A 23,011-nucleotide genomic window follows, 5' to 3' on the forward strand; every position below is an offset into this window, starting at 1 on the left:
TATCTTCAAAAGTTAATTTCATAATAAAAGCACCCCAAAAATTAGATTTTTCTGTCTAACTTTTAGGGTGCAGTTCAAAACTGTTCAGCCTTTTTATATTTGATAGAAATAACTGTATGACGCAGTGGTTGATTGGCATCTTTGTTCGCTTTTTAAGCTCCAAAGATGACCTAATCAACTGTGCGGGGGTGGGAAGACGAACTCTTTTTAACTAGTCAGAGTTCTTTCCCACTCCCTTTTTATTATTGATAGCGAGGGGTTGCAAATCCACGGATATTGCCATGTCCGATTCGGTAGGTATTGCGACGGACTTGGTTGTTGGAGTTTCCTTCAATGGTATGAATGATCCCATTTGAGACGCTCTCAACAATTCCGATGTGATCCGCAAAGCCATTGTTTTGTTGGCTATTTTGATCCCAGTTAAAGGTGATGATGTCCCCTGCTTTTGGTGTAGTGGTACCATCTTCATTCCAGATGCCCAAGCGTTTGAAGATCTGGATGTGACGTTCGACTCCACATTCACGACCAATCAAACCACTCAAACCTTCCCGCTGGAAGACTGTTGTGACAAAGATATCACACCAGTCATCGGTCGTCTTCACTGCATAACCAACTGGAAGCGGTTTGACACTGTTATAATCATTGACCAATTGTTGGTGAGCTGCAGTTCCGCCACGAACGCCCACTAGACTAGCTGCTGCCCGTAAGACACGGTCCCGTTGTCCATTCGTTACACGAGGACTAAAAGCAGTTTGATCTACTGTCGCACGGGGATGAAGGGCTGTTTGACCAAGGTTAAAGCCTTCAACGCCACCATCGACATAATCCACATAGACGTGAGTGGTATAGTTGCCTGATTGGTACTGGTGATTTGCTGCAGAGACCTGCACTTCTGTATGCATTCCAGAAGGTGCTGTTGAATACCAGAAAAGATTTTCTTGGTGTGCTTGAGACCAGGCTGCGACACGGATGTTCTTAATCCGACGGCCCTGAGGCGCTTGATCCACCGTTACCGTATAGGTTCCAGCACCAGAATTGACATTCTTGATCCCTGTTTGTGTCTTCGTCTGAGCATTTCGGAATTCAACTTCTGTAGTCGTTGAACCGACACCCACACGAGAACCATCATTTTGAATATAGTAAAGGTGAATATGGTACTTACCAGTAGAGTTTTTATGATCGCTCGCTTTGACCGATACCTTGTAGTCTCCATTTGATTGACGAGTCGCTTCATACCAGCGAATATCGTCTTGGCCATCCTTATCAGACCAAGTTGGGACTTGAACCGTCCGCACACCTTTAGGACTGTAGACATCCTTGATGATGACGTCAAAGGTACCCGCATCCTTGTTGTTGTTTTGGATTAAGAGACTAGCAGTTGGACGTGACTGATTTTTGAAATCAATAAAGGCTTTCTTGACAAACTTGTTTTGTCCTTTGGCATCTACATAGAAGACTTGCGCTTCATACTGGCCATCAGCGTTTTCGTGGTCACTAGCTTTGGCTGTTACAGTATATGAGCCATCTGCTTGACGAGTTGGAGTGTACCAGATGATATCTTTCATCCCATTGGCATGAGACCAGAATGGAATCTTCACTTCTTTATAACCATCGAAACCTTGAAGGTTCTTAGCTGTAATAGTGAAAGTCCCGTCTGACTCTGATTTTGTAATGGTCAGATCAGCAGATGGTTTAGGAGCTGTGTAATCGATAAAGGCTTTCTTGACAAACTTGTTTTGACCTTGGGCATCCACATAGAAAACTTGCGCTTCGTATTTGCCATCAGCGTTTTCGTGGTCACTAGCTTTGGCTGTTACGGTATAAGAACCGTCTGCCTGGCGAGTCGGAGTGTACCAGATGATATCTTTTATCCCATTGGCATGAGACCAGAACGGAATCTTCACTTCCTTGTAGCTGTCGAAGCCTTGGAGGTTCTTAGCTGTGATGGTGAAGGTACCGTCTGACTCTGATTTCGTAATGGTCAGATCAGCAGATGGTTTAGGAGCTGTATAGTCAATAAAGGCTTTCTTAACAAACTTGTTTTGGCCTTTAGCATCCACATAGAAAACTTGCGCTTCATATTTGCCATCAGCGTTTTCGTGGTCACTAGCTTTGGCTGTTACAGTATAAGAACCATCTGCTTGACGACTTGGAGTGTACCAGATGATGTCTTTCATCCCATTGGCATGAGACCAGAATGGAATCTTCACTTCTTCATAACCATCCAAGCCTTGAAGATTCTTAGCCGTAATGGTGAAGGTGCCGTCTGACTCTGATTTGGCAATAGTCAAATCTGCAGAAACTGGAGATTCCTGTTGAGGAACACTCTCATTTCTTGCTGCTACCACTCGTGCGCGTGCGCCATATGGTGCACGACTAGCTACCACAGCTTGTGCTGGTTGCTCTGATACAACCTTGTCGCTAGTGCCCTTGTCAGAAGACTGGTTATTGCTAAGAGTCGGTGTGACAGGTGCTGCCTCTGTTGCAACGGTATTTTCTGTCTGAATACCTTTCTCAACTCCCACTCCTTCGCTCACGGTATTCTGTGCTTCTGATGAAGTTGTTGTTGCAACGATAGCTGATGTATTTTCTGGTGTTTGATCAGACGCATGTTGCTCATCGGCTTTGACTTGTTGTGTCGAAAAAGCCAACAAAACGGCTGTCCCAGCATAAAAAATAAGATCTTTCTTTTTCATGTATCTTCCTTACAATTTTTTATACGGATTGTACCCACATAGTAGTATTATAGCACAAACCGCCGGATCAAGAAACAATATCGTGAGAAGAATCCTATTTTTAAAGAAAACAGAAGGCCAGATTGGCCTTCTGATTAGCTTATGCAAAAATTGAGAAGAAAGGTGCTCCAAGCTTGTTATCCATCGGGTCCTTGCTCTTAATAGAGTGAAGATAATTGATGGAGTACCAGCCGTTGTTGCCACTATTATATGGATCGCGTACGTAGGTTCTTCCATTGTCATAACCATGCAAGACTAATTCATGAGTATAAGGATCGCTAGTAAATTGGCTATTGCCTACCGCAGCAAGTACATGCTTGCCAGCCATGAGGGCTTCTGCAATGCCTCCAGCTCCATTAATCAATTGGCTCTTCAAGCCCCAGTTACGAGTGGCAGCTACAATCCCATCAGAATCTGTTCCTGCTTCACCTTTGTTGAATGAATCAGTATTGTTGTAGAGATAATCAGCTACTGTTGTTGGCAAAATAGTTCTACCTAGGATATCTGTAAAGGTCATAGCAAGAGAGGTTGGCACACAACCTGACTGATCGACATTGCTCACACCGTAATATTTCCCAGCCCAACGAGGATCCCGTTGAGAATAATAGGTTGTTTGTGGATTCACCTTTTGATTTCGTGGAGACAAGGCTGTCTGACCGAGGTTAAAACCTTCAACTCCCCCATCTTTGTAGTCTACATAGACGTGAGTAGTATAGTTGCCCGCTTCATTACCGTGATTATTGGCAGAGACAGTGATCTCTGTATGCATATCTGTCGGTGTTGCGGAATACCAGTATAGATTTTCTTGGTGCGCTTTAGACCAAGCTGCGACACGAATATTCTTAATCTGACGTCCCTGAGGTGCCTGATCTACAGCTACTGTATAAGTCCCGTTCGTTGCATTGACATTCTTGATAGCAGCTTGCGTCTTGGTCATGGCATTTCTAACTTCTACGTCTGTAGTCGTGGTACCAATACCGATCCGAGAACCATCGTTTTGGATGTAGTAAAGATGAACATGGTACTTACCTGTAGAGTTCTTGTGATCGCTCGCTTTGACCGATACCTTGTAGTCTCCGTTCGCTTGGCGAGTCGCTTCATACCAGCGAATATCGTCTTGGCCATCCTTATCAGACCAAGTAGGAACTTGCACAGTCCGCACCCCTTTAGGGCTGTAGACATCCTTGATGATAACATCAAATGTTCCTGTATCCTTATTGTTGTTTTGGATCAAGAGAGTGCCGGTTGGACGTGATTGATTTTTGTAATCAATAAAGGCTTTCTTGACAAACTTGTTTTGGCCTTGAGCGTCCACATAGAAGACCTGCGCTTCGTATTTGCCATCAGCGTTTTCGTGGTCACTAGCTTTGGCCGTTACAGTATATGAACCGTCTGCCTGGCGAGTTGGAGTGTACCAGATGATATCTTTCATCCCATTAGCATGAGACCAGAATGGAATCTTCACTTCCTTGTAGCCATCGAAGCCTTGAAGGTTCTTAGCTGTAATGGTAAAGGTGCCGTCTGACTCTGATTTTGTAATGGTCAGATCAGCAGATGGTTTAGAAGCTGTGTAATCGATAAAGGCTTTCTTGACAAACTTATTTTGGCCTTTGGCATCCACATAGAAGACCTGCGCTTCATATTTGCCATCAGCGTTTTCGTGGTCACTAGCCTTAGCCGTTACAGTATATGAACCGTCTGCCTGGCGAGTTGGAGTGTACCAGATGATATCCTTCATCCCATTGTCATGAGACCAGAATGGAATCTTCACTTCCTTGTAGCCATCGAAGCCTTGAAGATTCTTAGCCGTGATGGTGAAGGTGCCATCTTTTTCTGATTTTGTAATGGTCAGATCAGCTGCGACAGCATTGGCCGGTTTTGTCGCCGTATAATCAATAAAGGCCTTTTTCACAAATTTGTTTTGACCTTGGGCATCTACATAGAAGACCTGCGCTTCGTATTTGCCATCAGCATTTTCGTGGTCACTAGCCTTAGCCGTTACAGTATATGAACCGTCTGCCTGGCGAGTCGGAGTATACCAGATGATGTCTTTCATCCCATTCGCATGAGACCAGAATGGAATCTTCACTTCCTTGTAGCCATCGAAGCCTTGAAGGTTCTTAGCTGTGATGGTGAAGGTGCCGTCTTTTTCTGATTTTGCAATAGTCAAATCAGCTGACACTGGTGTCTGATTTTTCTTTCCAATGGCTACTGTCGTCGTTGTTCCACCCACACCCGTCATTTGTCCATTGTTCTGAACATAGTAAAGATGGACATTGTAAAGACCGGTTGAGTTTTTATGGTCCGCTGCTTTTACATTGACGGTATAGGTCCCATTTGCTTGACGATTGGCTGTATACCAAACAAGGTCATCTTGACCACCTGTTTCTGACCAGATCGGTACAGAAACGGTTCGAACTCCATTTGGTGCCTTGACATTTGAGATGACAACGTCAAAGCGGCCCGTCATAGTATCGTTATTGACAATGTCAATCTTTCCACTTAAGCTGCCTTCTGTTGGATCTGCTGCAGGTTTTGCGTTCGCTGTAAAGCGACCGGTATAGTCCACACTGTGGTCAAAGAGGTGTTTTCCTGGAAGCAATTCCGCTTGAGAAGTGAACTGCCAGGCGCCAGCTTTCCCATTGTAACGCAAACTTTTCGCATCGTTTACAGATAGTTTTGGAGAAGGGTATTGGGCAACCCAGAAATTCTGAAGACCAAATTGAGCGGTGTTGACAGGACCTTTCTTGCGAAGGTTGTTTTCATCCAACCAGCTAGCACTGGTGTAGAACATTAAGTTGGTGTAGCCATTTTTACGCATTTCGTCCGCCCAGGCTTGGGTGTTGCGGTTAATATTTGGCTGCATCTTGGCATCCTCAAAGTCATTGACCATGAGGGTGTTCTTTGGAAGACTCAAGCGTTGCGCCTCTGCAATGTAGAATCGCGCTTCTGCACGCGCCGCCTCCTCGGAAGTATAGCGTGAGAAGTGGTAGGTCGATACTTGTAGACCTGCAGCCTGTGCATTACGAATTTGGTTCTCCGCATTCGGGTTCTTGTACCAAGTGTCTTCTGTCAATTTGACAACGACACCGCCTACGCCTTTATTAGCTAGGGTACGGTAGTCGCCAATACTAATGTCTCCGTTGTGGCTACTCACATCAACGAATGATTTTGGCTGAACCGCTACATCTGTTGAGCGACCAGCAGGAGCGTGAGCGCCTGTGTTAAAGAAGGTCGTGCTTCCTGTATTAGACGGAAGAGGAGTTTCTTCTTTCTCAGTAGTCGATGCTTCTGTAGCTTTCTCTACAGATGGAGCCCCACTTTCTGAAGCCGCGGCCTTGTTCACAGGTGCTACAGGCTGTTCGGTCACATTTGCTGGTGCTGCATAGTTGCTTACGACAGGTGCTACCGACTTTTCAGCAACGGCTACTTCTGGCACTTTTTCAGCTTGGACTTGGTTGCCTTCAGTAGTAGTGGCCTCGTTTGAAACCAGCTCATCTGCACTGACTCCCTGAGCAGATACAGCCATCAAGACTGCCGCTCCGGCATAAAAAATAAGATCTTTCTTTTTCATATAAACTTCCCTTTATACAAATTTTATACGTTAATCATTTTACCACACGGTTTCAGCGATGAAAAGTTTTATAAGGCAAATTTTTAAAATTAGTGATATTTTTTTGAAAAACTAAAAAAAGAAGTCTGTCTGACTTCTTTTAATCTTATGATAAATGCTTTAAGGCTGTCTTTAAGTAGTGACCATCTCGGATTTCCTGGCCAACACGCTTGGCATTGTCCACCAAATCTTGGTAATCGGCATTTGAAAGATTGTCGATTGTCTCCTTCAAATCATGAAGAGACTCCACTGCAATCCCACAGTCCTTCTCAAGCACAAAGTGAGACAAGGCTGACTGTTTCCACACCACCAGCGGGAAGCCCGATGCTAGATAAAGCGACGCCTTGTGAGAGTTGTTGTAGCGAAGGTACTCGCCAAAAACACCACTACAGGTTTCCGCACTATCCCCATCCCAGACCAGTCCAAAACCACCCTCAAGGGCTGCAGGAAGCTCATCCGGTAGGAAGGAGCCAAAGTAAGTTTCATTCTCTAGAGCTCTACTCTCATCAAAACCAACACCATAGAGATTATAGGCAGGTTGTGCAGGAAGAGCATAGAGATAACCCGCTTTTTCCTGGGCCAAATTACCTGCCACAATGATCGGCTGGTCTTTTGTTTGGCCACTCTTTTCTTGGAAATTTGGAATCAAATAGTCGAAAATGCCAAGGCTGACAATCTTATCTTCCGCAATTCCTTTACCCACCAAGACAGATTTCATAACTGGATTGTGGGCGATGATCCCATCAGCTGCTTTGAGAAAACTTGCTTCTTGAAGGTACATCCGAATTCTGTGTTTTAAAGGTAGTGAAGTCATGTTGGCATGGCGAAGCACTTCTAGGTCATGAATCAAGAGATAGACTTTAATCCCTCTTTTTTGTGCTTTTTTAACCAAATGGGTTGAGAAAAAACTATGGTGAAGCATTGGAAACTGGATCAGCAACTCATCTCCTTGCTTTAGTTGATCCAAGGCTTGACTAAAAGCCTTTGCCTTATGGCGTTGAGCCGCAAGGGTACTCATCTGATACCAATTGTCGACAGAAAGGACCAAAGGATGATAGCCTTCTTCTTTCACAATACTTTCTACGTCATTGCGTGCTTTATTTCCTGCGTTCTTTGCGTTGACATCATGCAGGAATTCTTCTTTTAAGTAGTATTTCATAGATTATCGTTTCTCTTAATCAAACTCATTTGCTACGACTTCTAGAGCACGCTCAATGACCACGTGCATGTCGTAGTATTTATAGTCTGCCAAACGTCCACAGAAGATGACCTTATCATTTTTAGCTGCTTCTTCTTGGTACTTGGCAAACATGGCGTTGTTCTTTTCATCATTGATTGGGTAGTAGGGTTCATCCCCACGTTTCCAGTCAGCGGGGTATTCGCGGGTGATAACTGTCTTGGGTTGTGTACCATACTCAAAGTGCTTATGCTCAATGATACGAGTATAAGGAATCTCACGCTCTGTATAGTTGACGACCGCATTCCCTTGATGGTTTTCCTCATCCAAGACTTCGTGTTCAAAACGAAGACTACGGTACTCCAACTCACCGTGTTTGTAGTCAAAGTACTGGTCAATCATTCCTGTAAAGACAACTTTATCCGCTGAAGCTTCAAGTTCTTCACGATTGGCAAAGAAGTCAACTCCAAGTTCTACTTCTACATCGCCCAACATATTTTCAATGATGACGTTGTAACCACCGATTGGAATTCCTTGGTAACGGTCATTAAAGTAGTTGTTATCAAAGGTCAAACGAACTGGTAGACGTTTGATGATAAAGGGTGGAAGGTCTGTGGCAGAACGTCCCCATTGTTTTTCAGTGTAGCCCTTAATCAACTTTTCATAGATATCTGGACCAATCAACTTGATAGCTTGTTCTTCCAAGTTCTTCGGTTCAACATCTTTCATGTCAGCTGTCTGTTCGGCAATCTTGTCCTTGACTTCTTGAGGAGTCTTGGTGCCCCACATAGCATAAAAAGTATTCATGTTGAAGGGAAGATTGTACAGACTGCCCTTGTAGTTAGCTACTGGTGAGTTGATATAGTTGTTAAACTCAGCGAACTGGTTGACATAGTCCCACACTTTTTTGTTGGACGTATGGAAAATGTGGGCACCGTACTTATGGACGTTGATGCCTTCAACCTCCTCGCAGTAGATATTGCCACCGATGTGATCTCGCTTGTCAATCACTTTTACTTTTTTACCGCGTTTAGTAGCTTCATGTGCGAAAATGGCTCCAGACAAACCAGCACCAACAATCAGATAATCGTACATAGTAGACTCCATTATTTTTCTATTTTAAAATATATCTAAACTCTTAGCCGTTTCGTTAGACTCATAGCTATAGATTAGACCTTCAAATTACCCCAATTTCCTCACTATAAGAGAGGGAATTGACCGGCTTTTTCTTGACAACTTCTGTCGCAAAGAGTGTGAACATAAAGATGTTATAAGTCGGTACAAACCAAAATGCTTCAATCATACAGTTAATCGCAATGAGGGACAAGATTGCAACAAATAAATAACGCCCCTTCTTGAATTCATATTTTGAAACAATGACATAAATACCGACTAATAAAGCAACCGGTACGATACCATATGTAAATAACATCTGAACATAAGACGAATCGACATAATTATAATTGAGGACAGACTCTGTGCTTCCTCCGGATCCAATAAACTGAACCTCTCTTGTTCCAAACCAATTCAAGGGGTATAAATTAAAAGCATTTTTACCCAAGGCTAACCGACCTGTAATGAATTGATTAATTTGAACATAAAGTGGAGATGACCAGGAGAAATGATAGGTCAAGTAGATCATTCCGCTTGAAAAAAGGATGATCGAATAGGGCAACAAGTGATACAACTTCAACTTTTTCTCTTTTGTAAAATAAAAGAAGAGAAAGAGCAAGACAGCGACCAAAAGCGAGATCGCATTCATACGAGCGTCACAGAACTTGATAATAAAGAGAGCTAGAAGAACGCCACTCAGAGATCGTAAGCCAATATACCGATCTTTTAGCAAATAGGAGATCGCAACATAAAGGTAGAAACAATGGGCTGCGAAATCTGTTGGATAGATAAACCCAAATGAATTACGGATAACAGCACCCCGACTATATTGTAAGTTTGGAACTACCTTTAACAGTGACAATAGAAATACTGTAAGGACTATCGTACCTGCAACACCTACATAAGTTTTTAAAATGACTTTCCTATCCGCATTGACCAGTAAAACCATTAAGAGAGAATAAACTAAGAAATTTAACTTATCCGTCTTGAAATAAACCATAACAGCTACCATCAATAACATGGCAGACAAGATTAGATAATGATAGGGAATCGAGATTTTATTAAAAAAACGAAGCAATAAGAGAGCTACAACCACTAAGAGAGAGCTCGCACCAACATGCAAAAAGCCCTTATTTAACATCGTAGTGGATATTGTATTAAAGAAGATCACAATCGAGACGACAAAACCAACCAGTAGATCGTCAAATTTCATTTTTATCATTAAATTACCTGATAAAGAATTTTTAAAGAAAAGCTCATTCTGTCTAGATTAGAAGGCCTGCTATAGCATTCTTTTCTAAAGATTTTGTTTACTTAAAAATTCATATCCTTCCTTTCTACTCTCTACTGTTTATTTAAAAATTGTTGTTTTAATTCTTTCACATCTACCACTCTCAGAGATAGGATAGCGATCAGATAAATGATCCCACCGAGCACCGCATACACGAGTACATTCAGGGTAGGGGTGAAATGTAGGAATGGTTTTACAAGTAGCAAGAGGCCATACATCACAGCAGATGCAAAAATAATTTTTGTCATAGACCCGATAATTGGAACTTCCTTGAGGTAATGACGGGTATAGTACAGTTGAATCAGCCATACCAAGGATTCTGTTAAGACGGATACAATGGCTGCACCGATAAAACCAAAATGAGGTAAGAAGAGCACATTCAACCCGACACTGACGATAGCAGGAATCGTAGTTGACAGCATAAATTCTTTGTTCTTATCATGCGGGATGAGAATTTGAATCCCCATGATATTGGTCCATCCGATGAAGAACATACGGAAGATCATGATAGCGATGGCATAGCGAGCATCTTGGAAATCCTTCCCTAAGAAGAATCGAACAAAGTCATCGTTGACGATCAGCATACCCGCAATGATTGGGAAGATGACCAAATTATAGATCAAAAAGGACATTTGGTGCATCTTATTGACAGCCTTGTGATCTCCGGAAGCCAAGAGACTCGCCACGCGCGGAAGCATGACGCTTCCTAAAGACGTCACCAAGGTCAATAGGATATTAACCAATTTCAAGGCCTGGTCGTAAATCCCTACATCCTTTGTAGAGGCGAGAGCCCCCAGCATAGTCCGATCCAAGGTGACATAGAGGGAAATAGCAATCTGCGGTAAAAAGAGCAGAATGACCGGTTTTAAATGCACCCGTGCATAAGCCAAATCAAAATGGGCTTTCCCAATGAACTCCCGAGCAGGTAGCCACATGCTGAGCTGACCTAAGAGCTCAAAGATAGTGAGTAAGAATACATAGAGATACAAATCATTGGCAGATTTGACAAACAAGAAGATGGAGATGACTCCAACCAGTTTGACCGTGATATTCCGAACCGTAATCTTGCGGAAGTCCTCTAACCCCTGAAAAAGCCAGGAGATATCGAGTCCCTTAGAAACCAAGCTAAGTCCTAAGATATAAGCGACAGGATTTTGCATGGAAGGTAGCGCCAAGCACAGCAAGACATAGAGCATGATGGACACAAAGGTCGCTCCCAACTGGAGGGTATAAATCCCCCAGAAATTCTTTTGGATGTCTTTGCGGTGTCCTGAAATCTCCTTGGTTCCGTAGTTAGCCACTCCCAAGGTCGCCAAAAGGATAAAATAGGTGACGATGGAGTTGAAATAGCCATAGGTCCCCAAGTCATTCGAGCTAAAGACCCGCGTCACATAGGGGGTGGTGATAATCGGCAAGATAATCACCAGCAACTGGTAGGAGAGATTATAGGCGTAATTTTTTAACACTTTCATGATTGTCTACAATCCCCACTTAAAGACCGTTTTAAACGGTGTGATCAAATCTGTCGCAAAAGCTCGGTGAATATCTGGGATGGTTTGAACTTCTCCATCAACGTGAATAATGTTTTTCAAACGACTTTGGACCCGACGATTAGCCAGCATCTCTACAGCCCGCTCGAAATCTTCACGACCTGAGCGAGAAGACCCTACAAAAGTCAAGCCCTTTTCAAGAACATCTCTTGTATTAACTGCGACCCGATTATCACTAACCCCCATTAACATCACGGTTCCTTGAGGCTTGATATGATCAATAATATCATTGATGGCTGGTTCACTTCCTTGGCCACCAGTACACTCAAAGGCGTGATCAAACCGTTGGTCGTCTGTCAACTCGCTGGTCAAAATTGCTTGATGAATGAAATTAAACAATTGCAATTTGTCGCTATTACGCCCAACAACTGTAATCTTCAACTCTGGATAAAGATAGTGCAAAGAAGTCGCAACCACATATGAAAGACTCCCATCTCCTAAAATCAAAACAGACTCTCTTCGTTGGTGGGCAATGAGGTCAAAGCGATGAATGGCATGCATGGCAACACTACTAAATTCCGCCAGGGCTGTCACAGGACCCCGAACTTCCTCTGGGTAAGCCACTACACGATCCAGCGGTAAGGCAACGACTTCCTGCATAAAGCCATTAAAGCCACTAGACAAGAAGTGCGTCCCCTCCAAATAATTTTCAAAGAAGACACCCTCTGTTTGATGAGGAGGTTGATTGGGAACCATAGCCACAATCTGTCCTGGTTGATAGGTTCCCGTAGGATCCGCTACCACGATACCAGACGACTCATGGATCAGGGCCATGGGTAATTTCTTTTTAAGCACCTTAGGATCCCGTTTCCCTTGATAGTAACGTTGGTCCGCATGACAAATAGCCATGTAATAAGGGCGTATTAACACCTTGTCTCCACGGCTCATGTCTTCTTCTTGGTATTTGATGGTAATATTTTTCGGCTGGGTCAGCTGAAAGATTTGGTTCAACATATTAATTGTCCTCAATCATACCGCGTGCAATTTTCAAATCTGTAATCGTCGTAATTTTAATATTGGAATATTCCCCTTTTGCAAGGGCAACTTTTTTGCCATTAATGACAAAGATCTTGCAAGCATCTGTCAAGACTTCTTTTTGTTGGTCACTTAAATCATGATACAAGGTAAGAAAGTCTTTCATTTTAAAGGTTTGAGGGGTTTGACCCTGATAGAGGTATTGGCGTTCAGGGATATCCGTGATAAAGGTATTGTCCAAACTTTGAACAATGGTATCGGTCGCTTCTACCACTGTATCTACAACATCATGGCTCTTGGCTAGTTCAATGTTTTCTTGGATAGTTTTTAGGCTAACAAAAGGGCGAACCGAATCATGGGTGACGATAATATCCTCTTCTGTCAAAGGCTGCAGCTCATCGATAGCCAGGATGATGTTTTCGATGGTAGAGTTGCGGTCACTTCCTCCCTCTACAACCAAGATCCGGTCCTTATAAGAAGACAAGTATTTGTCTACCAGATCTTCCGTATAGGTCACCCAGTCCGGATGAATCCCCAATACAATCTTCTGAATCTCATGGACCAATAAGAACTTCTCAACCGTGTGGATTAAAATAGGACGTCCACCCAAATCCAAAAATTGTTTGGGCATATCCGTAATCCCCATCCGTGAGCCTGTTCCACCTGCTAAAATCCCTGCATAAATCATCCTAAACCTCCTGATGTTGTCTCTTTTTCCTTCTCTAGAACATGGCTATTTAGCAATCTAGCCTAGTTTTGCTCTCACCTTTTGATACAAATGAGGAGAAAGGAGCAAAAGAAGGTATTTGAGTTTATTTTTTCTTGTAATATGTGAATTGATTAGAATATCTTTCCAATAGCGACGATACTCTTTGCGAATTTTGTTAACCTGATCATACATATGAGAACCCAGCATAGCATGGACCACATGCAAGCCATTAAAGACATAGCGGGTATTGACCGCTTTTTTCATTTCCGGATCATCAGGATAGTCTCTCTCGACATAGGCTCTGTTCCATTCCATGGCCTTGTAGAAATCCAAGAGCCGATCGCTATAAGAAGAATTGACGATACTCCCTGGTCTTCGATAGTATTTATAAAGATTTAGATCGCTAACTGCAATTTCCTCACAACAAGCAATATGTTCATAAGCAACAGCCAAATCTTCATAAATCATTCCTTTTGGATAGGGATGTTGGAGTAAGATCTCTTTCTTGTAGAGTTTACCTCCTGAATGGGTCCCGACGTGGTGACCATAGAACATTTCTTTGAGGGCTGTATGACGATCTAATTTCCTTGAACTTTTTTCATTTAGATCTCCTGAAAAATCTTTGTCCTCATGATTTCTGACTTCAATGACCGGGGTCGATACGAGGTCAACTTTATACTGTTCTTTTAAGCTAACCAAATATTCGACTGTTCTAATGTCATAATAATCATCTGAATCAAGGAAGATAATCCAGTCAGTTGTCGCAGCTTTCACTCCTGTATTTCGAGCATTAGACAATCCTCCATTTTGAAGATGGAGCACTCGAATACGGTCATCTTCCTGAGCATACTGGTCGCAAATTTCTCCTGATCGATCAGTCGATCCATCATCGACTAGGATGATTTCAATATTTGAATAGGTCTGTTGTCTAAGACTACCGACACTATACTGTAAATACTCCTCGACATTATAGACCGGTATGACAATCGAAACCTTTTCCATTATGCTAATCCCTTCATGATAATTTCTACAATCTGTTGACAAGCCGTTCCATCCCCATAAGGATTACTTGCCTGGCTCATCTTCTCGTATTCATCTTGGTCTTCCAGAAGGAGCTTGAAGTTGCGATAGATGTTTTCTTCTTCTGTTCCGACCAATTTCAAAGTCCCTGCAGCCACACCTTCTGGACGCTCTGTCGTATCACGCATGACAAGGACGGGTTTTCCTAAAGAAGGTGCTTCTTCTTGGACACCACCTGAGTCTGTCAAGATCATATAGCTTTGGTTCATGAAATTATGAAAATCAATCACTTCCAAAGGCTCAATGATTTTCATTCGCTCATTCTCTCCAAAAATCTTGCTAGCCAATTCTCTGACTTTTGGATTTTTGTGAATAGGATAGACCACCTTGACATCTTCAAACTCTTCTAAAATCCGGTTGACCGCACGGAACATGTGCTCCATAGGTTCTCCAAGATTTTCGCGACGATGGGCCGTCAACATGATGAGCTTGCTTCCTTTTGCCCATTCCAGTATAGGATGGTCGTAGTCTTCTTGGACTGTAGTTTTTAGGGCATCGATGACGGTATTTCCCGTAACGAAAATATTGGTCCGCCCCTCTTTTAAGAGGTTTTCTTTTGAAACTTGGGTCGGTGCAAAGTTATAATCTGCCACTATGGAAGTAGCTTGACGGTTAAACTCTTCAGGATAGGGGCTTTGAAGATTGTAAGTCCGAAGACCTGCTTCCACATGCCCCACTTTGATGCCCATATAAAAGGCCGCCAAAGCTGTTGCAAAGGTGGTTGTGGTATCCCCATGGACGAGGACAATATCTGGTTTTTCTTGCTCCAAGACTGGTTGGATTTTGTCCAAGATAGAGGTCGTGATGGTAAATAAAGTTTGATTGGCCTTCATAATCCCTAGATTATAGTCTGGAACAACACGAAAAACGTCCAAGACTTGGTCCAGCATTTCCTTGTGCTGCCCTGTTACACAGACTACTGTTTCAATGGTGTCGTGTTGCTTAAGTTCATTGACCAAAGGACACATTTTAATGGCTTCTGGACGCGTCCCAAACACTAACATTACTTTTTTCATTTTGAACCCTTCCTCATCGATTGGTAAAAGTTACGATAGTTGTCTAAAAAGATCGGATAGCTAAACTTGGTATCATAATCTCTCTTTGCTTGAGCAGCTAAAGAGGCTCTTTTCTCAGGATCCCCTGCTAATTGTTTAATTGCTTGAGCTAAGGCTTGCGGATCCTCAGCTGGGACGAGGAGCCCATTCTCAGAATTCACTACTTCGTTCACGCCTGGAATATCTGTTGCAATCATCGTTTTGCCGTTCATAAAGGCCTCGATTGCAACCAATCCAAATCCTTCAAAGATCGATGGAAGAACACAAAAGTCAAAGCTATTGATACACTCTACCACGTCACTACGGTAGCCCAAAAAATGAATTCTTTCTTCCAGATTCAACTCTTTTGTTTGATTTACCAAATCATTTTTTAATTCTCCGTCACCGATAAGAAACAAGGACACACTTGGATTTGTCACTAGTGACATAGCTTCGATCAGATAGGGTAACCCTTTTTGTTCGGACAGGCGAGCGATACAGCCTATTTTGATACCGTCACACTGAGTAATTTCATTTACTGTATGCTCACTTTGTTTCATTTTCACTCCATTATAAATCACAATAGAGTTTTTTGACCCTACATCATTAAGGATATTTCCCTGGACAGCTTGACTGACAGCAACCGTTCGAGCTTTTCCTAGGGCGAATTTATAAAGTGGTAATTTATCCTTGAAAACATTATGGGCTGTGTAGACATGGATCAATTTTGGATGGCGCATCTGTAACAAACGAATATAGAAAGCAGCCATCCGGTGATGGGTGTGAACAAGAGTGATCTCATTTTCTTTGATGATCTTGGAAAGACTAGCAAGAATCTTAAGCACCGTAGCTGGCTGTTTGCTATCGACGTCTAGAATGCGATGGTGTTGAATCCCATTCTCTACCAGTTTTTCTTCCCACAATCCACCAGTAGACGCAACATGAACCTGGTCAAATTCATCCTTGAGGTCTGTCGCCAACTGATAGACAATGCGTTCTGCCCCACCGATATCCATGGTCCGTGAAATGTGAAGAATATTATTTTTTTGCTTTCCGTTTTTCATGTACTACTCTCTTAATAAAAGTGGCATTTCCCACAAAATAGCGCTTAAAGAGGCGTTTTGGTTCATTGGCCACACGGAACAACCATTCCAGATTGGCCTTTTGCATCCACATAGGTGCCCGCTTGATATGTCCTGAAAGGACATCAAAGCTTCCTCCCACTCCCATAAAGACAGAATTGACTCCATTGTCCATAAACTTCTGGATCAAGTACTCTTTTTTAGGAGAGGTAATGCCGACAAAGACAAAATCTGGATTCTTCTCACGAATATCCTCTTGAATGGCCTCCTCCTCTTCAGCAGAGAAATAGCCATTTCGATGGCCCACTACTCGGAGATTTGGATAATCCTTTTTAAAGATGGCCAACATATCGGTCAAGACTTCCTCTTTTGCTCCGAAGAAGTAGACAGAGTAGCCTTTTTCATTGGCTAAATGGAGCAATTCCTGCATCAAATCAATGCCTGCCACGCGCTCTGGTACAGAATAGCCCAAATAGCGCGCCGCGAGAACAACAGAAGCGCCGTCTGCATTAATGATTTCAGATTCATTGACAATCTTCTTGATGGCTTCGTCTGTCGCACACTGATTGAGCTTATCTGCGTTGACCCCCATCAAATGGAGTGGTTTTTTATCTCGTACAAATTCTTCTGTAGCAGCAACGGTTTCTGCCATTGTTAAAGGGTCAATTCTGACCCCCATCATTGTAAAACTTTTCAAGCTTATTCTCCCCAAGTGGATTCAAAGTGACCTTTTTGCTCTGATTCTTCTGGCAACTTCATATAATCGCCATAGATCTTTGTCAGATAAGCATCCGGATCAGCATGACCACTGATTTTAATAGTTTCAAAATCAAGGAGTTGTGGCTCCCCAAATACCTCTTTGTAAGCCAATTCTCTCTCGCGATAGGATCCTAAGACATTTCCCACGAGATCACTTGTCTCAAAGTCATATTTTTTAATCGTATTTTGTAACTTTTGATTGATTTTTTCAGTATTTAGTAATTTGTCTAGGTGAAGGATCTTAGAAACCTTCACAATTGAATTTTCAAAGAAACCTCGGTCGCGATTGTGCAATCGATTGATGACAGATATTTTGGAAAGGGCACGGTAATACTTAATTTTATTGGTGTGCAAGAAATAGTGGAAGCCATCTGACGGGTAACCATCTAAAGGAAACACATCGATAAAAGGACTACACACAACCCCACCAAATTCAATTTGAAGCGAGGTATCCATGATAGACGTATTGCCTAAATTATCATCATGGATTCTCAAGATGACATTGCTTGGTAATTCGTTTTGGCAAATTTCCAGAAACTTTTCATAGTCTTTTCTAGGCATGCCCAAATCCATATCGTCATCCCAAGGGATAAAACCTTTGTGACGAATAGCTCCCAATAAAGTGCCCCCTAAAGCATAGTATCGAAGATTGTGTTTTGTGCAAATCTCAATATACTTTTCTAATAAGGATAGTTCTCCTAATTGAATCTGTCTAACTTTACTCACAGCCTACTTCGCTCCTTCTTTTCTAAGTACAACCTTCACGGTCTTGAGCAGGATCTGAATATCTCTCCAGATCGTCCAACCATCCATGTATGCAACGTCGAGTTTGACCACTTCGTCAAAATCTGTAATCTCACTGCGTCCGCTCACTTGCCAAAGGCCTGTAATCCCTGGCTTGAAACTGAGTCGGCGTTTTTGGGCTGGCGTATAGTCTTGGTATTCGTCTACCGTTGGAGGACGAGTTCCGACTAGACTCATGTCACCGATCAACACATTGTAAAATTGTGGCAATTCATCAAGACTGGTCTTACGGATAAAGCGTCCGATTGGTGTTACCCGTGGATCGTTTTCCATCTTGAACATGCCACCCGTCATGGTATTTTGTTCCATGAGATCTTTTTTAATCTCTTCGGCATCCACGCGCATGGAGCGGAATTTATAGAAGTTAAAATACCGTCCATTCTTTCCGACCCGCTTCTGTACAAAGAAGGCAGGGCCGCCATCTTTACGGATTAGAGGGACCAAAACGATACTCACTAGTCCACAAATCAAGAGACCAAAGAGGGCTCCCGCAATATCCAAGAGACGTTTGGCAAATACGTGGCTCGGTTTGTAGAAATTGGTTGAGAAAGTGACGACACTTAGTCCCCCGACTTCTCGAACCCGTTTATTGCCCAAAGAAGCGAAGTTAAAGGCATTAAGATTGACCGATACATCGATCCCCATACTCTCAAACTCCGAGACGAAATCACTAATATTGTAGTCCTCACTTGGCAGATTGATAAACACTTCATCCACCACTTCCTTGGTCACAAAGTTCATCATTTGATCCGGCTGCACCACCCGTACACCCGAATGGGTGAAATCCGTATCATCCATGACGGTGACACCGATCAGTTCCCCATGATAGAGGCTAGGTGAATGCAGAATATCAAATACCTTTTCCATCCGACTGGTCGCTGTGATCAAGAAAATCTTTCGCGAGCTTTTCCGCCGCGGTGAAACAGACTTCCGGTATCTCTTGAGCAAGAGATCCATGATATAGACGGAAAACGTATTGAAAAGAAAGAAGTAGATCATCCCCCGACGAGAGATGGAAAAGACCCCATCGAGCATAAAAGAGGTAAAGGTGATCCCAACAGCGAAAAATACATTGTATTTCAAGACCTGAAAGAGCTCATCCAGATAACCTCTGCTGTAAAAACGATAGGCAATATTGCTAATGTAGAAGGCTACAAAATGCAAGAGATAGAGAATCGCAATTGTCTGCGATGTGTATTCTGCATCCTTAAAAAGACTCACAATGTAAGCTGAAAATAGGACAGCCAAACTTTGAAAGAGAACAATATTTAGTTTTTCCAGTTCAATTCTTTCTTCTCCCATTTTCCCTCGATCCTATTCTTTACTTTTTCCCGTACTCTCCGTAAGATCCATATCCACCGTATGAACCATACTCAGCAGCTTTAATGTTAAATTTATTGAGCACTACTCCCAAGAAAGGTGTGCCTGTTTGTTCTAATTGGTCCTTAGCCTTTTGGACAGCCTTGCGTCCATTGGCACCAGATTCTGTGATCAAGACAGTTCCATCACAACGTTGGGCGATAATGGCCGCATCGATCACGACCCCGATTGGAGGCGTGTCGACAATGATGTAGTCAAAATGCTCACGCAGGGCATCCATCATCACAGTGAAGTTCTTGCTTTGCAAGAGACCTGTTGGGTTTGGTGCGACCTGTCCAGACTCGATAATATCCAAGTTTGGAAAATCAGTCGCATACAAGATTTGGTCCAATTGGCTACGACCAGATAAGAAGTCGGTCAAGCCTTGGATCTTATCCCGGCTACGGAAAATCCCTGTCATGACAGAGTTCCGGATGTCACAGTCGACCAAGAGGGTCTTGTAACCCGCACGCGCAAAGGCAACGGCCAAGTTGGTTGAAGTGGTTGATTTCCCTTCATTTTCTTGAACAGATGAGATGGCGATGACCTTTAAGTCCACCCCACTCAATTGGATATTCGTCGCAAGGGCATTGAAGTACTCTTCTGCCTTCCGAATTTCTTGTAATTTGTTTTTTGAAATTTCTAACGTATTCATGCGATCCCCAGTCTACAGTTTCTTAATATCTGGCACAATACCAAGCAAGGTTAAGCCCATCAACTCTTCGATATCTTCTGGTCTCTTGACACGATCGTCCAAGACTTCTACTACGACCATGAGAACCACCATCAAACCGGCTCCAGCAATAAAGCCAAGAAGGACATTGCGTCGGATATTTGGTGAAGAAGGTGATTGAGGCACTTCTGCTTCATCCAAGGTCGTAACATCTGACACCTTGGTCACAGCAATGATCTTTTCAGCTGCTACATTCCGAAGGCCATTGGCAATACGAGCTGCCTCTTTTGGATTTCCGTCCTTAGCCGTAATCGAAAGGATACGAGTATCTGTTGGAACGGATACACTGATCTTTTTCGACAACTCAGCAGGTGTCATATCGAGTTTCAATTCTTCGATGGCTTGACTCAAGACATTTTGAGAAAGAATGATTTCACGGTAGTCCTTAACCAAGTAAGAACCCGCCTGCAAATCAGAGTTTGTCAAGGCATTGTTGTCTTGGTTTTGACGACTGACCACATAGATCCGGCTAGTACTTTGGTATTCTTTCTTGGCTAAAAAGGCACTGTAGCCAAATGCTGCGATGGCAAAGACAAGAGCGACCAAAACGATCGAAAACTTGCGTTTCCATAGGGTCTTCAGCATAGCGAAAACATCAATTTCCACTGCTTGATTTTCTTGATTGTTCATTTCCTAATTACTCCTTCGTGTGGATCTCTCCACCTGTTTCCTGGTTAGATTAATTCATCCGCTAACAAGAGTTCTTGATTGCTGACAAAGAGAGCTTGTGCTCGTCGTTCTCCGTATTCTTCCTTGATCAAGCGATAGGCTTCTGCCATATAAGGCGGTCGTTTATCCACATTGTGCATATCGCTGGCCACAAAGTGGACCAAGTCTTTTTCTAAGAAGTACCGAGCTCGTTTTTTGAGTTGTTTTTGTTCATCCCCAAAGAGGCGAGGCTTGAGAACACTGGAACTATTGATCTGCATGTAGCAGCCCATGTCAATCATCTCTTGCACGCGCTCCTCATTTTTCTCCAAGCACTTGTAGCGCTCGATATGGGCTACCACCGGTGTCACACCTAGATGGAGCAAACGGTCCAAGGCGGTATGGATCTCCTTATAAGGTGTTCCCATGCTGAATTCAATCAGCGCAAAGCGCGTCTCTGCCAAACGCGGAATGATCTTTTCTTCCAGTTTTTTCAAGACATCATTCGTAAAGTAGATCTCTGCACCGTAATGAATCGTCAAATCTGGCGCGACCTCTGCCGCAATTTTTTTCACTTCTTGAAAATTTTCAGAAATCTTTTCTTCGGGAGTTTCAAACATCCCCTTGCGACGATGAGAAGTAGAGATAATGGTCCGTACCCCTTGGCGATAGCTTTCTTCCAATAAGGCACGCGTATCTTCTCTTGTCTTTGGTCCATCATCCACATCAAAGACGATGTGCGAATGGATATCAATCATTTTTCTTTTCCTTCCATTACTTTTTGAATGGTTTCCTTGGCCTTGGTTAAGCTAGCTTGATCCAACTCCATGACATAGAGGTTGTAACCAGGCATAGCATAAGACGGCAAGTCATTTCGTCCTTGACCAGTAATCGCTTGAGATGTCACCTCATAAGAACCACCCGTTTCTAACTGGGTATTGATCAAGTTCATCATAGTTGGCAACTGCATATTGGTTTGGACAGAATCTTGGAGGTTTCCGATAATCTCATTGTAGTTGCTTAAGACCTTGGTAGAGGTCAACTTTTTGATAATGGCCGCAATGACTTTTTCTTGGTTTTTCCCACGGTCATTGTCGCCACCTTGGAGTGAGTAGCGTTCGCGAACAAAACCGAGGGCTTGCTCTGAATTCAAATGAACCTTTCCAACTGGGAAATGGAACTTACCATGAAGGCTCGTAAATTCTTGGTCATTTTCCACATCGATTCCCCCTAGAAGGTCAATCAACTTGAGGAAGGAGGTGAAATTGAGACGAACGTAGTAGTTGAGCTTGATATCATAGAGATTCTCAAGAGTATGGATCGAAGCATCCACTCCGTAGATCCCCGCATGGGTCAACTTATCGTTTTGGTTGTTACCACCATCTGCAATCGGTACATAGGCATCCCGTGGTGTCGTTGTCAATAGGACTTGCTTGGTCTTCCGATTGACCGTCATGATAATATTGACATCTGAACGAGAAACCGAGGTTACTGGGCCATAGGTATCGATCCCGCTGACATAGATGTTAAAGACATCCGCATCGGCAGACACCTTGCTCGTCGCTGCCACTTCTTTTCGGATCTTGTAGGAATAGATTTTCTTCAACTTCTTGGCATAGTCCGCATCTTCTGCAGCGATAGTATCTTCAAATGTACTGTTGAGCACCATAGCAGAAGCATTCCCTTCTTGCAGGCTCTTATAGGCATCTAGATAAGTCGGTGCATCCATTACAGAAATTTCCTGACCCTTGGTCTTTTTGATGTTGTCCAAGAGGGCAGTAAGATTGGCTTCGTTATTGTTTCCCTTTGGTGCTACCACTTCCTTGATTTCTTTGATATCTTTGATGCCACTGTCTTTCTTGACATAGACAGCCATCTCAAACTCTGTATAGTTAGAGTGGCCATTAACATTACTGGTCAGATTCAGCAGCTGTTGACTAGCAAACAAAACTCCTGAACTAGCTAATAAGCCGACAAGAAGCAGGACCAAAGTTGTCTTTTTGGCCTGATTTTTGATCACAAACCAAGCTGACAAGAGCAAGAGAAGAGCTAGTAGTGCAATCACGAGAACATTGACATAACGAAAAGCCAAGATGTTATTGGCCAACATGGTATAGGTCGCCCAACTTGCAGTCATAAGCAAAAAAATAAGCAATACGGAATTAATGATTCGCAATTGCCCCCACTTATGTTCTGAACGACGACTCCGTCTCCTTTGTGACATAAATACCTCCAATTAGTCCTAATCATATTTATTGTAACATATTTTTAGCAAAAAATGCATTAATTATCACTTTTTTGTCCATTATGGACATTTGGAAAGTAAGCGTTTTCTGAAATAAGCAAAAT

The 23,011-nt window shown here is 42.9% G+C and carries 18 protein-coding genes; all 18 read right to left on the bottom strand.

The genetic code is table 11. The features are described from left to right. Window positions 1–242 precede the first annotated feature (242 nt). The 18 genes from NFR56_RS07650 to cpsA all read right to left on the bottom strand — a co-directional run bounded on the left by NFR56_RS07650 (window position 243) and on the right by cpsA (window position 22,886). The gene (locus tag NFR56_RS07650) at window positions 243–2,696 is read right to left on the bottom strand and encodes a GBS Bsp-like repeat-containing protein (protein ID WP_251458498.1); all 2,454 of its coding nucleotides are present in this window, start codon (window positions 2,694–2,696) and stop codon (window positions 243–245) included. Between the two features lie 139 nt (window positions 2,697–2,835). Continuing rightward, window positions 2,836–6,309: a GBS Bsp-like repeat-containing protein gene (locus NFR56_RS07655; RefSeq protein WP_251458501.1), complete on the bottom strand. Its 3,474-nt coding sequence runs from the start codon at window positions 6,307–6,309 to the stop codon at window positions 2,836–2,838. Window positions 6,310–6,454: 145 nt separating this feature from the next. Beyond that, window positions 6,455–7,507, bottom strand: coding sequence for a glycosyltransferase (locus NFR56_RS07660; RefSeq protein WP_251458503.1), 1,053 nt, complete (start codon window positions 7,505–7,507; stop codon window positions 6,455–6,457). A 15-nt stretch (window positions 7,508–7,522) separates the two neighbouring features. Further along, a complete protein-coding gene (gene glf, locus NFR56_RS07665; protein ID WP_117744805.1) occupies window positions 7,523–8,620 on the bottom strand; it encodes a UDP-galactopyranose mutase in 1,098 nt (365 codons plus the stop codon). 82 nt (window positions 8,621–8,702) lie between these two features. Beyond that, window positions 8,703–9,860, bottom strand: a complete 1,158-nt coding sequence (locus NFR56_RS07670) for a polysaccharide polymerase (RefSeq protein WP_251458505.1) — start codon at window positions 9,858–9,860, stop codon at window positions 8,703–8,705. A 122-nt stretch (window positions 9,861–9,982) separates the two neighbouring features. Beyond that, window positions 9,983–11,401, bottom strand: a complete 1,419-nt coding sequence (locus tag NFR56_RS07675; RefSeq protein WP_251458507.1) for a flippase — start codon at window positions 11,399–11,401, stop codon at window positions 9,983–9,985. Window positions 11,402–11,407: 6 nt separating this feature from the next. Continuing rightward, window positions 11,408–12,433: a zinc-binding dehydrogenase gene (locus tag NFR56_RS07680; RefSeq protein ID WP_023919850.1), complete on the bottom strand. Its 1,026-nt coding sequence runs from the start codon at window positions 12,431–12,433 to the stop codon at window positions 11,408–11,410. A gap of 1 nt (window position 12,434) precedes the next feature. Continuing rightward, a complete protein-coding gene (locus NFR56_RS07685; RefSeq protein WP_251458509.1) occupies window positions 12,435–13,142 on the bottom strand; it encodes an IspD/TarI family cytidylyltransferase in 708 nt (235 codons plus the stop codon). A 57-nt stretch (window positions 13,143–13,199) separates the two neighbouring features. Beyond that, a complete protein-coding gene (locus NFR56_RS07690) occupies window positions 13,200–14,165 on the bottom strand; it encodes a glycosyltransferase family 2 protein (protein ID WP_251458511.1) in 966 nt (321 codons plus the stop codon). Further along, window positions 14,165–15,259, bottom strand: coding sequence for a non-hydrolyzing UDP-N-acetylglucosamine 2-epimerase (gene wecB, locus NFR56_RS07695; protein WP_251458513.1), 1,095 nt, complete (start codon window positions 15,257–15,259; stop codon window positions 14,165–14,167). The genes NFR56_RS07690 and wecB overlap by 1 nt, the downstream gene beginning before the upstream one ends. Next, entirely contained in the window at window positions 15,256–16,341 is a 1,086-nt protein-coding gene (locus NFR56_RS07700; RefSeq protein ID WP_251458516.1) for a glycosyltransferase family 4 protein, read from the bottom strand. Before NFR56_RS07700 ends, wecB begins: the two co-directional genes overlap by 4 nt. After that, window positions 16,316–17,041 (bottom strand): WecB/TagA/CpsF family glycosyltransferase, encoded by a 726-nt coding sequence (locus tag NFR56_RS07705; protein ID WP_371495749.1) that lies wholly within the window; start codon window positions 17,039–17,041, stop codon window positions 16,316–16,318. Before NFR56_RS07705 ends, NFR56_RS07700 begins: the two co-directional genes overlap by 26 nt. Before the next feature lie 17 nt (window positions 17,042–17,058). Continuing rightward, window positions 17,059–17,844, bottom strand: coding sequence for a LicD family protein (locus tag NFR56_RS07710; RefSeq protein ID WP_023919863.1), 786 nt, complete (start codon window positions 17,842–17,844; stop codon window positions 17,059–17,061). A 3-nt stretch (window positions 17,845–17,847) separates the two neighbouring features. After that, a complete protein-coding gene (locus NFR56_RS07715; protein WP_195189289.1) occupies window positions 17,848–19,224 on the bottom strand; it encodes a sugar transferase in 1,377 nt (458 codons plus the stop codon). 19 nt (window positions 19,225–19,243) lie between these two features. Continuing rightward, entirely contained in the window at window positions 19,244–19,936 is a 693-nt protein-coding gene (locus NFR56_RS07720) for a tyrosine-protein kinase (RefSeq protein WP_021154082.1), read from the bottom strand. A gap of 12 nt (window positions 19,937–19,948) precedes the next feature. Further along, window positions 19,949–20,644, bottom strand: coding sequence for a Wzz/FepE/Etk N-terminal domain-containing protein (locus tag NFR56_RS07725; RefSeq protein WP_023919869.1), 696 nt, complete (start codon window positions 20,642–20,644; stop codon window positions 19,949–19,951). A 44-nt stretch (window positions 20,645–20,688) separates the two neighbouring features. After that, the gene (gene cps4B / locus NFR56_RS07730; protein WP_214255535.1) at window positions 20,689–21,420 is read right to left on the bottom strand and encodes a capsular polysaccharide biosynthesis protein Cps4B; all 732 of its coding nucleotides are present in this window, start codon (window positions 21,418–21,420) and stop codon (window positions 20,689–20,691) included. Next, entirely contained in the window at window positions 21,417–22,886 is a 1,470-nt protein-coding gene (gene cpsA, locus NFR56_RS07735) for an LCP family glycopolymer transferase CpsA (RefSeq protein ID WP_251458518.1), read from the bottom strand. Before cpsA ends, cps4B begins: the two co-directional genes overlap by 4 nt. Window positions 22,887–23,011 lie beyond the last annotated feature (125 nt).

Origin of the sequence: Streptococcus caecimuris, assembly GCF_943193075.1 — a bacterium.
Taxonomy (GTDB): Bacteria; Bacillota; Bacilli; order Lactobacillales; family Streptococcaceae; genus Streptococcus; species Streptococcus caecimuris.